Raw genomic sequence first — 12,614 nt, forward strand, 5'->3', positions numbered from 1 at the left:
TTCGTCCGCTTTTCCACGACGCATCCATGCCGAAGAAAAATCTCGTCTATATCCAGTCGCTGCGCAACGGCGCGGCCGATCGCGCCGGCCAGCCGGTCGCTTATCAGGGCGGCACGCGCTACATGAAGGCGCCGCTCGAATTCCTCGTCGAGCGCCTGAACGACTCGTCGCTCGGCGAGCGCTACACGCTCCGGGGCGTGATCGTCGACGACGACGACGGTTCGCCGGCCGATCGCGCGAAGGTGGCCGACTACGGCTTCGCGCGTACGCCGGGCCGGCCGTGGATCCTGCCGGACGGGTTGACGGTGCAGGGCCGGCCGGTCGACGAACTGTTCTGCACGATTGCGTCGACGTACCGGCGGCTGCCGCGCGACGCGCGCGAGCGCGTGGCAGGCAAACAGGCGTTCGAGCGCCGCCTGCTCGAGCGCCTGCTCGAACTCGACGCCGACGTCGTCGTGCTGGACGGGCTGCTCGTGATCCTCGACGAACTCGTGCGGCCCGGTGCGCGCTTTCACCGGCGCATCGCGAACATCCACCCGGGCATCACGGCCGACGGTTCGCCGTACCAGCGGCGCGGCGCGTGGGCGACGCTCGACGCGCTGCACGGCGCACGCGGCGAACGGGTCGACTGGGCGAGCGGCGCGACGTCGTCGGTCGAGCCCGTGACGATGACGGGTGCGTCGTTCCACTACGTCGACAACGGCATCGATTCCGGCGAGGTGATCTGCGACGTGCTCGACACGCCGATCGCGCCGGACGATACGATTCTCGAACTGCGCTGGAACAACTTCCAGCGCAGCCTGTTTCCGGCGCTCGAGCGGGGGCTTCACGTGCTCGCCGACCGCCACGACGCGGGAGCACTGTGATGGAAGACACGCTGACGAAACCGGCCGGCGCCGCGGATGCCGTCGAAGGCGAGGTGGCGGCCGCGCTCGACGGTGCCGCGCATGGCCAGGCGACGCAGGTCGCCGAGCACACGCTCGACGCCTGGCATCCCGACGACTCGCCGGACTGGCTGCTTGCGGCGTTCGTCCCGTTGTTCAACACCGACACGCGGTACGACGCGGCAACGATCTCGGTGCCGCTCGGCGGCGCCAGTGCGGCGGCCGTCGCGTCGTACGTGGCGCGCGCGGTGCGCGAGGGCGTGATCGACGGCGCGCAGGTCGCCGGCGACACGCTGCGCCTGAACGTGTCGCGCACGACGTTCTGGCAGAACCCGCGGCCGTGGCTGAGGGCGCCCGCGTCGAGCGGGATGCCGCTGCGCTACGCGATCACGAACGGCCACCGGCACCCGGTGCGGCCGCCGTCGCCGGCCGGCGAGATCTATGCGCGCACCATGCCGCAGGTCGGGATGACGTTCAGCCTGCGCACCGTCGACATCGACGCGCACGCGGACCTGTTCAGCGGCTGGATGAACCTCGATCGCGTCGCGCAGTTCTGGGACCAGCGCGGCACGCGCGACGAGCATGCGGCGTATCTCGCCGAGCGGCTCGCCGATCCGCACATGCACCCGATGATCGGCTATTTCGACGATACGCCGTTCGGCTATTTCGAGTTCTACTGGGCGAAGGAGGACCGCCTCGCGCCGTTCTACGACGCGCACGACTACGATCGCGGGCTGCACCTGCTGATCGGCGACTCGCGCTTCCAGAGCGCGGGCAAGCTGCATGCGTGGTGGAGCGGGGTGCTGCACTACATGTTCGTCGACGAACCGCGCACGCAGCGGCTCGTCGGCGAGCCGCGCGTCGATCACGTGCGGCACATCGCGTACATGCACCGGCTCGGGTTCTATACGCTGAAGGAATTCGACTTCCCGCACAAGCGCGCGGCGCTCACCGTGATCGAGCGCGATACATTCTTCGACACTTTCCGGTTGCCGTGACGGGGCGGGCGCGCAGCGTCGGCGCGACGCTGCGCGCGGCCGTGCATCGCGCCAGCATCGGCCGTCCGGGATATGGACCGCGCGGCCTGCGTCGTGAAGAATGGATCGCTCTTCTTACCGACGACAGGCCGACAGCATGACAAAAACACCCGCGACAGCGTGGGGCGCGACGTCCGATTCGCGCTCCCTCAAATTGACATATGCCGACATATGTCTAAAATGGGCGCATCGTACTCCCATGGAGTGGCTCATGCGCACCGTTTCCATTTTCAAGAACGCCCGTAATCAGGCAATTCGCATCCCGAAGGACATGGAGTTCGAGGGGGTGACGGAACTCGAGATCCGCCGCGAGGGCGACACGCTGCTGCTGCGCCCCGTGCGTCCCACGTGGCTGTCATTCGCGAACGAACCGCTGGCCGACGCCGAGTTCCTCGCCGACCGCCCGGCTGTCATCGAATCCGGCCGCTTCGACCTGTCCGGTGACGCCGGCGCGCCGACGGAGTCCGGCCGGTGACCACGCTCTACATGCTCGATACGAACATCTGTTCGTTCATCATGCGCGAGCGGCCGCCCGTGGTGCTGTCGCGGTTGCAGTCGTGCGTCAACGCTCAGCATCGGATCGTCGTGTCGGCAATCACCTATGCCGAAATGCGGTTCGGCGCGGTCGGCAGGAAAGCGTCGCCGAAGCATGCGGAACTCGTGACGGCGTTTGTTTCGCGGCTGGATGGCGTGCTGTCGTGGGATACGGCGGCCGTCGACGCAACGGCCGCGATTCGCGCGGATCTCGCCGCGCGCGGCACGCCGATCGGCGCGAACGATGCGTCGATCGCCGGGCACGCGATCGCGGCCGGCGCGGTGCTCGTCACGAACAACGGGCGGGAGTTCGGCCGTGTCGCCGGGTTGTCGCTCGAAGACTGGGCGGCCTGAGCGCAGTGCGGCGAAAGCGCGATGACGTTGCTGTTTCGCAGCGGCGCGTCACGCGTGCGGTGCGGGAGGATCGACGAGGAACGCGTTGCGGAACGCGTCGAGATACCGGTCGGCATCATCGATGAATTCGCCCGACAACTGCGCGAACGCGCGTGCCAGCAGATCCTGGCCGAGCGCCGCGTAAGTCGCTGCGTCGGACAACAGCGCGCGAATGGCGTCGCGCGTGTGCGGCGAAGCAATCCGCTTCGCATCCCGCGCGAGCAGCGCGGCGGCGGCGAGGCCCGGCTGGAACGCATGCGCCTCGAGCAGGTCCGGCGCGGCCTCCCAGATGCGCTCGCGATTGCCGACGTCGTGATAATTGCGAAGCAGGAACAGCAGGTCGTACGCGTCGCTGTTCTGGCGCGCGCGCCGGTCCTTCCATGCGAGCAACTTCAGCAGCGCGAGCGCCGGCAGGCTGGCCACCGGCACCACGGTGCGTGCGTCGATCGACACCGGCTGCGCCGTGTCGACCGCTTCCTGGAACCCGAGCACGGTCAGCACGAATTCGCCGCCCGGCGGCCACGCGATCTCTCCCGGCGGCGTTTCGAGCGGCCCGAACGGCACGAGATCGAGTTCGGTGCGAAAACCGTGCGTTCCGCTTTCGAACAGCAGTTTCTGCTGCTGCTTCGGCGCGCGCGTGAATTGCCCGGTCGCGACGAGCGTATCGACGAGCCGCTCGTGGAACGGCCAGCTCACCGCGCACACCGCGACGTCGACGTCCCGCGTCGCACGCACCGGCCGGATGCCATGTACATGCCACATCAGGATGTCGCGCGCGGTTGCGCCGGCGACGACGAACGCCGCGTCGAGACGCGCGCAGGCGCTGCCGACCGCTTGCAGCAGCGCGACCGCCGCCGGCTCGAGCGGCCGGCGCGCATCGACTTCAAGCGGGCGGATGGGCGAGGTATCGGTCATGGATCCGTTCGGCGGCGGCAAGATTGCGGCTGTCCCCGGACGAGACGAGATCCGCGTAGATCAGGAGCGGCGGCACGAGCGGCACATCCTGCTCGCGCCAGTCGAGCGCAGGCGTGCGCGGCCAGAACGCTTCGAGGATTTCGACGTCGCCGCGCTCGTCCGGACGCAGGCGGGCCTGGAGCAGCAGACGGTTCGACACCGCGCCGTGCGTATAGACGGTGATCGCGGCCGGTTTCAGGTCGTGCGTCAGCAAGTCGGCCGCCGGCTCGCCGCCGAGCTGCGCATCGAACGACGCGAAATCGAAGCCGCGCCACCAGTCGGGGGCGAGGCCGGCAAACCGTCGGCTCGACAGTTTCGCGCGCAAGCGGCTCGGGTACAGCGCGACCCATTCCTGCACGAAGCGCGGCCAGTCGGGAATCAGGCGCTCGCCGTTGCGGCGCTGCCCGACGAGGCCGCGCGCGATCAGATCGTCCATCGCGAGATTGACCGTGCCGAGCGCGACGCCCGACGCGGCGGCAATCGCCCGATACGGCTGCGCGACGAGGCCCGGCTGCGTCGCGAGTGCGAACATCACGGCCAGTCCCTTCGGCGTCGTCGCGCGCGACGCCTGCCGGTGCGGGGTGCGTGCGGGCTTCGGCCGGCCCGCGATCATCACGGTCGCCTCCGGTTGAATCAGGCATGCGTTGCCGGCGGTGTCGAGAAACGGGATGCCCTGGTCGGTCAGGCCGGCGGCCAGTTCGGCCGAAAGATACGGCGCGACCAGCATCAGCGGCCGTTCGCCGGGCATCGCGGTAGCACCGCCGCGGCGGCGCAATTCCGCGAGCGCGCCCGGCAGCGATTCGACGCGCAGGCTCACGGCGACCGGCATCTCGAATGCCTGCCCGGCAACGTCGAAGCGGATCATCGCGTCGGCATGCGCGTTGTATGCGGCCGGCACGCGCACGGGCCGCGCGCTGAAGCGCCGGGTCGCGCGTTCGAACGCGGCGCAGGCTTCGTCGAGCACATGCTGTTCCGACAGCGGGAGGAGAGCGTTCTCGGGCATCAGAGGCGATCGCTTGTTCACTTCTTTGTCAGCGTACACAAAAAATGTACAAACGTCAAAAAGTGAACAAATATCCGCAAGTCTTTGATGTGTAGGTTGTATTTCAGATGTCTGAGTAGCCATCGCCGGATCCTCATGCACGGAAAATCGATGCGGAATGCACAGTTTCACGTGTCCGGATCGTGTGCGGCAGTCGTCCGCATGGCCAGCTCGCACTTATCGCGCACCGTGCCCTGGTATGGCAACCATCGGTTGCTGCCGTGACGACTTTCCGTCTGCACGGTTGCCGGTGAACCGTCTATCCTTGCCTGCACATTCCCCACGGCACACAGGAGACGACACCGTGACGCACAGCGTGATTCCCGCAGGCCTCGCCGACGAAATGATCGAGATCCGGCACCGCATCCATGCTCACCCCGAACTGGGCTTCGAGGAATTCGCGACGAGCGACCTCGTCGCGGAGCAACTGCAGTCGTGGGGCTACACGGTGCATCGCGGGCTCGGCGGCACGGGCGTCGTCGCGCAGTTGAAGCTGGGCAACGGCATGCAGCGCCTCGGCCTGCGCGCCGACATGGATGCGCTGCCGATCCACGAGGCGACGGGCCTGCCGTACCAGAGCACGATCGCCGGCAAGATGCACGCATGCGGCCACGACGGCCACACGGCGATGCTGCTCGCGGCCGCGAAGCATCTCGAACGCGAGCGCCGCTTCTCGGGCACGCTGAACCTGATTTTCCAGCCGGCCGAGGAAGGGCTCGGCGGCGCGAAGAAGATGCTAGACGAAGGGCTGTTCGAGCAGTTCCCGTGCGACGCGATCTTCGCGATGCACAACATGCCGGGCTTCCCGACGGGCAAGTTCGGTTTCCTGCCGGGGCCGTTCATGGCGTCGTCGGATACCGTGGTCATCGACGTGCAGGGCCGCGGCGGCCACGGCGCGGTGCCGCACAAGGCGATCGATCCCGTCGTCGTGTGCGCGCAGATCGTGCTGGCGTTGCAGACGATCGTGTCGCGCAACGTGTCGCCGCTCGACATGGCGATCGTCACGGTCGGCGCGATCCACGCGGGCGACGCGCCGAACGTGATTCCCGATCGCGCGCAGATGCGCCTGTCCGTGCGCGCGCTGAAACCGGAGGTGCGCGACCTGCTCGAGACGCGCATCAAGGAGGTCGTGCATGCGCAGGCGGCCGTGTTCGGCGCGACCGCGACGATCGACTACCAGCGCCGCTACCCGGTGCTCGTCAACGATGCGGAAATGACCGCGTTTGCGCGCAACGTCGCGCGCGAGTGGGTGGGCGATGCAAACCTGATCGACGGGATGGTGCCGCTTACCGGCAGCGAGGATTTCGCGTTCCTGCTCGAGAAGCGGCCTGGCTGCTACCTGATCATCGGCAACGGTGACGGTGAGGGCGGCTGCATGGTGCACAACCCCGGTTACGACTTCAACGATGCGGCGTTGCCGACGGGCGCGTCGTACTGGGTCAAGCTGGCCGAGGCGTTCCTGGTTTGACGGGCGACGCGGCGGTCGCCGCACGGTGTGCGTAAGCGCGTCCGTGTCCACGAAACCGGACGCGCGCAGGCTGCACTTCGATTTGACGCTCCTTGACATCGGCGGGACAGGCCGCGTGCTACGCTGCGCGCGACGCCGAATCGGCTCGATGAATACAGGTGTGGACGAAATGCGAAAACAGCTTCTGACCGTGCTGACGGCCTGTGCGGTCGGCGTTCTGGCGGCCGGGTGCGACGACCAGAAGGTGGCCGACGCGGTGAACGCGATCAAGCCCGATCCGATGGCGTTCGGCAAGCTGCAGCCGGGCGTCTCGACGACCGAGGACGTGCTCCGTCAGGCTGGCAAGCCCGAGATGGTCAGGCAGGGTGACGACGGCTCGCAGCGGTTCGAGTATCCGCGCGGCCCGTACGGCACGAGCACCTACATGCTCGATTTCGGGCCCGACGGCCGGCTCGTGTCGATCACGCAGGCGCTGACGGCGGCGAACATCGCGAAGGTCGTGCCCGGGATGTCGAAGGACGACGTGCGGCAACTGCTCGGCAAGCCGACCGAGGTCGCGCAATACGCGTTGAGCCATGAAGAGGTGTGGAGCTGGCACTGGGCCGAGGGCGGCGTATCGGGCGACGCGATGTTCAACGCGCATTTCTCGCCCGAGGGGTCCGTGATCCGGACTTCGCGTTCGGAAGCACCGGGCCGCGAAAAACCCTGACCTGACGAAGGACGCAACGCATGTGACGCAGGCCGGACATCGGCAAGGCTGCCACTGCAGCTGAATGCCAAATGCTAAATGTACCGAACGTTGGTGAACGTTGGTATATGGTGCTCGCATTCAAGAGGAGGTGACTCATGTCGCGAAACATATCCGTTTCCCTGGGCGACCACTTTGCCGAATTCGTCGACGCTCAAGTGCAATCGGGGCGATACAGTTCCGCAAGCGACGTCGTCCGAGCCGGTTTGCGGCTCCTCGAGTCACACGAAACGCAGATGCGTGCGTTGCAGGAAGCGCTGAAGGCCGGCGAGGCATCGGGGGAGCCCCATGCCTTTGCCAGCGAGGCCTTCCTGGTCCGCATGCGGACAACGCATGGCGGTTAAAGGCAGACAGCTTCGGCTGACTCCGCTGGCCGAGCTGGATCTCGAATCAGCTGTGCCGTCTCGATCCGGGCGCGGCGTCGAGCAATCTAGAACGCTTCTCCGCTGAACAACGCCACGACCGCATCCGGATTCGACGGCCAGTACATATGCATGTACGTCGCGACGATCGCGCCGCGGCGATAGACGGCTTCGCCGCTGCCCGGCGCGCCGTCGGGGCGCACCGCGTTCGCGACCGGTTCCAGCGGCGTCGCGAGCCGGGAATAATGAAACGTATGCCCGCGCATCGGCCCGGTGCGCGTATCGAGCTGCTGCATGCCGAGCGCCGCGAACCGGCGCTGCATCGTCGCCTCACCCGGCAGCAGGCCCAGCATCGGCGTCGTTGCGCCGTCCACGTCGGTCAGCGATTCACACAGATACACCATCCCGCCGCATTCCGCGACGATCGGCTTGCCCGTAGCCGCATGCGCACGAATCGTCCGCGCGGTTTCGGCATTCGCCGCGAGCGTCGCCGCATGCAGTTCCGGATAGCCGCCCGGCAGGAACAGCGCGTCGCAATCGTCCGGCACCGGTTCGTCGGCGAGCGGCGAGAAGAACCGCAGCTGCGCACCGAGCGCATCGAGCAGCGCGAGATTCGCCGGATAGATGAACGAGAACGCCGCATCGCGCGCGACCGCGATCCGCTTGCCGGCGAGCGCGCGCGGCAGCGGCGCTGCCACGTCCGGTTCCGCGAACGCGATGGCAGGCGGCAATTCGGCGAGCGCCGTCTGCGCGAGCACGTCGGCCGCGCGTTCGAGCCGCGCGTCGAGATCGTCGATGTCGGCCGGCTGGTGCAGGCCGAGATGCCGCTCCGGCAGCGCGATGCCCGCATCGGCCGGCACGTGCCCGAGCCAGCGCAGGTCGTCGGGCAGCGCCTGTTGCAGCAATTGCGCATGCCGGGCCGAGCCGACGCGGTTCGCCAGCACGCCGTGAAACGGCAGCCCCGGCCGGAACCGCGCGAGCCCGAATGCGATTGCCGCGAAGGTCTGCGCCATCGACTTCGCGGAAATCACCGCGACGACCGGCACGCCGAACGCGGCCGCGAGGTCGGCACTGCTCGGCGTGCCGTCGAACAGCCCCATCACGCCTTCGATCAGGATCAGGTCCGCATCGCGCGCGGCCTCGGCCAGCAGCGCACGGCAGCCGGCCTCGCCGACCATCCCGAGGTCGAGCGCATGCACGCTCGCGCCGCTCGCGCGTTCGAGCAGCATCGGATCGAGAAAATCGGGCCCGGTCTTGAACACGCGCACGCGGCGGCCGAGCCGGCGGTGCAGCCGCGCGAGGCCGGCCGTCACCGACGTCTTGCCCTGGCCGGACGCGGGCGCGCTGACGAACAGCGCGGGGCAGGCCGGCACGCTCAGAACTCCACGCCGCGCTGCGCCTTCACGCCTTGCTCCTTGTACGGATGCTTGACGAGCCGCATTTCGGTGACGAGATCGGCCGCGTCGATCAGCGCATCGGGCGCGTGCCGCCCGGTAACGACCACATGCACCGACTCCGGACGCGCGACGAGCGTCGCGAGCACTTCGTCGAGCGGCAGGTATTCGTACTTCAGCACGGTGTTCAGCTCGTCGAGGATCACCATCCGGTAGTCGCCGCTTTCGATCATCCGGCGCGCCTCGTCCCAGCCCTTGCGGGCGGTCGCGATGTCGGCGTCGCGGTTCTGCGTGTTCCAGGTGTAGCCGTCGCCCATCGTCACGAAGTCGCATTCGGCGACCGCGCCGAGGAAGTCGCGCTCGGACGTGTGCAGCGCGCCCTTGATGAACTGCACGACGCCGAGCCGCATGCCGTGGCCGAGCACGCGCACGGCCATGCCGAACGCGGCCGTACTCTTGCCCTTGCCGTTGCCGGTGTGGACGATCAGCAGGCCTTTTTCATGAGTGGCGGCGGCCTGCTTCTTCTCGTGGCCGGCACGGCGGCGCTCGGCCATCCGCTGATGGGATTCGGAATCGGTCTTCATCGGGAATCGTCCTGTCGAAAGCGAAACAAAGGGTTCAGAGCGGGCCGGCGAGTGCGACCGTCACGCCGTCCCGGATGGATTTGGGGCCGAGCAGCCGGCCGTGCGGCGCCGCGAGCTGCGCGCACGGCTCGGCCACGCCGGCGACGCCGAAGCGTGCGAGCGCGGCGTCCGACGGACCGCTCGCGGCCAGTTCGGGACGGCTCGCGAGTTGCGCCGCGTCGAACGCGACGAGCGGCCAGCCGCGTCGCGCGCACAGCGTGCGCAGCGCACGGGCACGCGCCTTGTCGGCGAGCGTCGCGACGAGCGCCGGTTCGGCGGCCGGGTAGCGCGCCAGCGCCGCGCGGATCGCGGCATCGAGTTGCGCGGCCGTCACGCCCGCGCGGAACCCGACACCGAGCGCGACGCGCATCATGCGCCGCCGCCGAGCGCCGCACGCACCGACGGATCGTCGGCAAGCGCCGCGACGCGGCCGATCACGACGATCGCCGGCGAACCGATGCCGGTCGCGCCGACGCGTTCGACGACGGTGTCGAGCGTCGCGAGCACGTGCCGCTGTCCGGGGCGCGTCGCGTTCTCGATCGCCGCGCACGGCGTATCGCCCGGCAGGCCGCCGTCGCGCAGCGCCGCCGCGATCGCGTCGAGCCGGCGGATGCCCATGTAGATCACGATCGTCATGCGCGTGGCCGCCAGCGCGCGCCAGTCGGGCTCGTCGGCGCCTGCACTGTGGCCCGTGACGAAGATCACGCCCTGCGCGTCGCCGCGCTGCGTGACCGGAATGCCGAGCGCGGCCGGCGCGGCGATGCCCGCGGTGATGCCGTTCACGACCTCGACCGGAAAACCCGCCGCACCGAGCGCGGCCAGTTCCTCGCCGCCGCGGCCGAACACGAACGGATCGCCGCCCTTGAGCCGCGCGACGCTGCGGCCGGCGCGCAGGTGCGCGAGCATCGCGGCGACGATCGCTTCCTGCGGCGTCGACGCATGGCCGCCGCGCTTGCCGACATGCTCGATGTGCGCGTCGGCGCGCGCATGGCGCAGCACGTCGGGGTTCACGAGATCGTCGACGAGCAGCACGTCCGCCGCGCCGATCGCGCGCACGGCCTTGAGCGTCAGCAGGTCGGCGTCGCCGGGGCCGGCGCCGATGAGCCAGGCGCGGCTCATCGCGCGCGGCACGGCGCGCACCGTGTCGAAACAGTGGAAAGGGGCAGGCGGGCGGCACATCGGCGGCCGGCGGACAGGCAAGGCATGACGGATCGGGCGAAGCCCGCGCGAACGCGGGTGGAATGCGCACCCCATCCGTCCCCCGCGGATCGGGCGTTCGGCGAGCGTCGGGCTCGCCCCTTGCGTCGGCCGGTATCCGGGCTGGCCGCTTGCCAGGCCGCGGCCTTCCCGCCCGGCTGAAGGGCAGTGGCATCGTGGGCGGCATGGGCGCGTGCGCGGGGAAGCGCGTCGCGCGGGCGGCGTACCGTTGCGGGGACAGCACAGGCCGGGCGGTGGTCCGCCTCCTGTTTCCCGTTTAACTGCATGCGCGGAATGCGCGTGCGAGCACCGAACGCGGCGCTACGATAGCACAGCGCGCCGCCCGCGCTAACCCGCTTCGCCGATGCCGGAAGCGGCCCCCGGCATGGCGCGGCGGCCATGCAAGCCGCCGTTCGGCGGGCTGCGCAGCCTTGACGCTCCCGCCCCCGGCGCCTACACTCGCACGCGTTTTGGTGCTCGCGCGCGCCCTCCGGCGCGTGCAGTTAAACGGGAAACAGGGAGCCTGCCTGCGTCGCAGTCGAGCCAACCTGTGCTGCCCCCGCAACGGTAAGCGAACGCATCGTGCCCGCCGCGATGCAGCGCCGCTTCGCCGCATGCCGCGCGCATGCGGACGACCGCCACTGGATGCCCTGCGCATCCGGGAAGGCGAAGCGGCGTGTTCGTCAGCCCGGATACCGGCCTAAACGTTGGGGTTCAGCGCCGCGGGGAGGCGGCGCATCGTCCACGGCCGCAGCGTGCCCGACACCCGAGCGTTTCCCGATTCCCGTCGTCCGACCGCCTGCGCGAGTGCGCATGATCCGGCGCGATGAAGGGCCGGACCGCACGGGGCGAGCAGCGACGGCCGTGTTGGCATTCTTCATGTCGACCGTTCGCAAAGGAGCACCATGCTCGATTCGCTGTTTCGCCTGTTCAACGACAGTCCGTCCGGGCTGCGCGGCAAGATCGTCGCGATCTATGCGCTGCTGATCGCGTTCAACGCAGGCGCGTGGATCTGGGCGTTCGCCGCCTTCCACGGCCAGCCCGTGCTGCTCGGCACCGCGCTGCTCGCGTACGTGTTCGGGCTGCGCCATGCGGTCGACGCCGACCACATCGCGGCCATCGACAACGTCACGCGCAAGCTGATGCAGGAGGGCCGCAGCCCGCTCGGCGCGGGCCTGTTCTTCTCGCTCGGCCACTCGACGGTCGTGATCGTGATGTCGGTCGTGGTCGCGCTCACGGCCGCGTCGCTCGCGCGCTTCGAGAGCATGAAAGCGTGGGGCGGCGTGATCAGCACGAGCGTGTCGGCGTTCTTCCTGCTGGTGCTCGCGATCGCGAACCTGCTGATCCTGATTTCCGTCTACCGGACGTTTCGCGCCGCGCGGCGCGGCGAGCCGATCGTCGACGCCGATCTCGACCTGCTGCTGAACCAGCGCGGCGTGCTCGCGCGCCTGTTCCGTCCGCTGTTCCGGCTCGTGTCGCGCAGCTGGCACCTGTATCCGGTCGGGTTCCTGTTCGGCTTCGGCTTCGATACGGCGACCGAGATCGCGCTGTTCGGCATCTCGGCGGCGCAGGTGCAGGGCGGCCTGTCGTTCTGGTCGGTGATGGCGCTGCCGATGCTGTTCACCGCCGGCATGACGCTGGTCGACACGACCGACGGCATCCTGATGATGGGCGCGTATCGCTGGGCGTACGTGCGGCCGATCCGCAAGATCTACTACAACATGACGATCACCTTCGTGTCGGTGCTGGTCGCCGCGCTGATCGGCGGCATCGAGGTGCTCGCGCTGCTCGCGGACAAGCTGTCGCTGCAGGGCCCGGTATGGGGCTTCGCGTCGATGGTGGCGTCGCACTTCGGCATGCTCGGCTACGTCGTGATCGGCCTGTTCCTCGCATGCTGGCTCGTGTCGGCCCTGATCTACCGGTTAAAGCGCTACGACGAGATCGACGTGACGATCTCGGCCTGACTCCCCCTACGACC

The 12,614-nt window shown here is 68.9% G+C and carries 14 protein-coding genes and 2 riboswitches; of the genes, 8 read left to right on the forward strand and 6 right to left on the reverse strand.

Annotation, left to right across the window (positions count from 1 at the left end; genetic code table 11):
* Nucleotides 1-26 precede the first annotated feature (26 nt).
* From ACM6JT_RS25940 to ACM6JT_RS25955, 4 genes are all read left to right on the forward strand, one after another.
* On the forward strand, nucleotides 27-866 hold the full coding sequence (locus ACM6JT_RS25940) for a formyltransferase family protein (RefSeq protein ID WP_414857570.1): 840 nt from the start codon (nucleotides 27-29) through the stop codon (nucleotides 864-866).
* A complete protein-coding gene (locus tag ACM6JT_RS25945) occupies nucleotides 866-1,882 on the forward strand; it encodes a GNAT family N-acetyltransferase (RefSeq protein ID WP_175749384.1) in 1,017 nt (338 codons plus the stop codon). Before ACM6JT_RS25940 ends, ACM6JT_RS25945 begins: the two co-directional genes overlap by 1 nt.
* Before the next feature lie 250 nt (nucleotides 1,883-2,132).
* On the forward strand, nucleotides 2,133-2,396 hold the full coding sequence (gene vapB / locus ACM6JT_RS25950; RefSeq protein ID WP_051983829.1) for a type II toxin-antitoxin system VapB family antitoxin: 264 nt from the start codon (nucleotides 2,133-2,135) through the stop codon (nucleotides 2,394-2,396).
* Entirely contained in the window at nucleotides 2,393-2,809 is a 417-nt protein-coding gene (locus ACM6JT_RS25955) for a PIN domain-containing protein (RefSeq protein WP_027787436.1), read from the forward strand. The genes vapB and ACM6JT_RS25955 overlap by 4 nt, the downstream gene beginning before the upstream one ends.
* 48 nt (nucleotides 2,810-2,857) lie before the next feature.
* Here the strand turns inward: ACM6JT_RS25955 and ACM6JT_RS25960 are convergent, their stop codons facing one another.
* Together ACM6JT_RS25960 and ACM6JT_RS25965 are read right to left on the reverse strand one after the other, a co-directional pair.
* A complete protein-coding gene (locus ACM6JT_RS25960) occupies nucleotides 2,858-3,763 on the reverse strand; it encodes a nucleotidyl transferase AbiEii/AbiGii toxin family protein (RefSeq protein ID WP_414857571.1) in 906 nt (301 codons plus the stop codon).
* Nucleotides 3,732-4,805 carry a type IV toxin-antitoxin system AbiEi family antitoxin gene (locus tag ACM6JT_RS25965; protein ID WP_414857572.1) on the reverse strand — a complete coding sequence of 358 codons (1,074 nt, stop codon included), beginning with the start codon at nucleotides 4,803-4,805 and terminating at the stop codon, nucleotides 3,732-3,734. The genes ACM6JT_RS25960 and ACM6JT_RS25965 overlap by 32 nt, the downstream gene beginning before the upstream one ends.
* A gap of 343 nt (nucleotides 4,806-5,148) precedes the next feature.
* Here ACM6JT_RS25965 and ACM6JT_RS25970 point away from each other — a divergent pair, with 343 nt between their 5' ends.
* From ACM6JT_RS25970 to ACM6JT_RS25980, 3 genes are all read left to right on the forward strand, one after another.
* The gene (locus ACM6JT_RS25970; protein WP_414857574.1) at nucleotides 5,149-6,312 is read left to right on the forward strand and encodes a M20 aminoacylase family protein; all 1,164 of its coding nucleotides are present in this window, start codon (nucleotides 5,149-5,151) and stop codon (nucleotides 6,310-6,312) included.
* A 169-nt stretch (nucleotides 6,313-6,481) separates the two neighbouring features.
* Nucleotides 6,482-7,021: an outer membrane protein assembly factor BamE domain-containing protein gene (bamE, locus tag ACM6JT_RS25975; RefSeq protein ID WP_131947031.1), complete on the forward strand. Its 540-nt coding sequence runs from the start codon at nucleotides 6,482-6,484 to the stop codon at nucleotides 7,019-7,021.
* Between the two features lie 137 nt (nucleotides 7,022-7,158).
* Nucleotides 7,159-7,404 carry a type II toxin-antitoxin system ParD family antitoxin gene (locus ACM6JT_RS25980; protein ID WP_414857575.1) on the forward strand — a complete coding sequence of 82 codons (246 nt, stop codon included), beginning with the start codon at nucleotides 7,159-7,161 and terminating at the stop codon, nucleotides 7,402-7,404.
* 86 nt (nucleotides 7,405-7,490) lie between these two features.
* Here ACM6JT_RS25980 and ACM6JT_RS25985 read toward each other — a convergent pair whose 3' ends face one another.
* The 4 genes from ACM6JT_RS25985 to cobA are packed head-to-tail and all read right to left on the reverse strand — an operon-like array spanning nucleotide 7,491 to nucleotide 10,618.
* Nucleotides 7,491-8,795 (reverse strand): cobyrinate a,c-diamide synthase, encoded by a 1,305-nt coding sequence (locus ACM6JT_RS25985; RefSeq protein ID WP_414857576.1) that lies wholly within the window; start codon nucleotides 8,793-8,795, stop codon nucleotides 7,491-7,493.
* A gap of 2 nt (nucleotides 8,796-8,797) precedes the next feature.
* Entirely contained in the window at nucleotides 8,798-9,400 is a 603-nt protein-coding gene (gene cobO, locus ACM6JT_RS25990; RefSeq protein WP_034184156.1) for a cob(I)yrinic acid a,c-diamide adenosyltransferase, read from the reverse strand.
* 34 nt (nucleotides 9,401-9,434) lie between these two features.
* Complete coding sequence (locus tag ACM6JT_RS25995) at nucleotides 9,435-9,812, reverse strand: cobalamin biosynthesis protein (protein WP_034184157.1); 378 nt, start codon at nucleotides 9,810-9,812, stop codon at nucleotides 9,435-9,437.
* Nucleotides 9,809-10,618 carry a uroporphyrinogen-III C-methyltransferase gene (cobA, locus tag ACM6JT_RS26000; protein ID WP_207921087.1) on the reverse strand — a complete coding sequence of 270 codons (810 nt, stop codon included), beginning with the start codon at nucleotides 10,616-10,618 and terminating at the stop codon, nucleotides 9,809-9,811. Before cobA ends, ACM6JT_RS25995 begins: the two co-directional genes overlap by 4 nt.
* Before the next feature lie 109 nt (nucleotides 10,619-10,727).
* Nucleotides 10,728-10,965, reverse strand: a riboswitch (cobalamin riboswitch).
* Nucleotides 10,966-11,090: 125 nt separating this feature from the next.
* A riboswitch (cobalamin riboswitch) is annotated at nucleotides 11,091-11,355 on the forward strand.
* Nucleotides 11,356-11,541: 186 nt separating this feature from the next.
* Between cobA and ACM6JT_RS26005 the strand changes: the two genes are divergently transcribed.
* A complete protein-coding gene (locus tag ACM6JT_RS26005; RefSeq protein WP_034184158.1) occupies nucleotides 11,542-12,600 on the forward strand; it encodes a HoxN/HupN/NixA family nickel/cobalt transporter in 1,059 nt (352 codons plus the stop codon).
* Nucleotides 12,601-12,614 lie beyond the last annotated feature (14 nt).

The organism is Burkholderia sp. IT-111MI5, assembly GCF_949752865.1.
Lineage (GTDB): Bacteria > Pseudomonadota > Gammaproteobacteria > Burkholderiales > Burkholderiaceae > Burkholderia > Burkholderia pyrrocinia_C.

Bases quoted from the DNA above. Each gene is read 5' to 3' on its own strand.
- ACM6JT_RS25945 (WP_175749384.1), top strand. From the start codon at position 866: ATGGAAGACACGCTGACGAAACCGGCCGGCGCCGCGGATGCCGTCGAA.
- ACM6JT_RS26005 (WP_034184158.1), top strand. From the start codon at position 11,542: ATGCTCGATTCGCTGTTTCGCCTGTTCAACGACAGTCCGTCCGGGCTG.
- bamE (WP_131947031.1), top strand. From the start codon at position 6,482: ATGCGAAAACAGCTTCTGACCGTGCTGACGGCCTGTGCGGTCGGCGTT.
- ACM6JT_RS25980 (WP_414857575.1), top strand. From the start codon at position 7,159: ATGTCGCGAAACATATCCGTTTCCCTGGGCGACCACTTTGCCGAATTC.
- ACM6JT_RS25965 (WP_414857572.1), bottom strand. From the start codon at position 4,805: ATGCCCGAGAACGCTCTCCTCCCGCTGTCGGAACAGCATGTGCTCGAC.
- vapB (WP_051983829.1), top strand. From the start codon at position 2,133: ATGCGCACCGTTTCCATTTTCAAGAACGCCCGTAATCAGGCAATTCGC.
- cobA (WP_207921087.1), bottom strand. From the start codon at position 10,618: ATGTGCCGCCCGCCTGCCCCTTTCCACTGTTTCGACACGGTGCGCGCC.
- ACM6JT_RS25960 (WP_414857571.1), bottom strand. From the start codon at position 3,763: ATGACCGATACCTCGCCCATCCGCCCGCTTGAAGTCGATGCGCGCCGG.
- ACM6JT_RS25940 (WP_414857570.1), top strand. From the start codon at position 27: ATGCCGAAGAAAAATCTCGTCTATATCCAGTCGCTGCGCAACGGCGCG.
- cobO (WP_034184156.1), bottom strand. From the start codon at position 9,400: ATGAAGACCGATTCCGAATCCCATCAGCGGATGGCCGAGCGCCGCCGT.
- ACM6JT_RS25995 (WP_034184157.1), bottom strand. From the start codon at position 9,812: ATGATGCGCGTCGCGCTCGGTGTCGGGTTCCGCGCGGGCGTGACGGCC.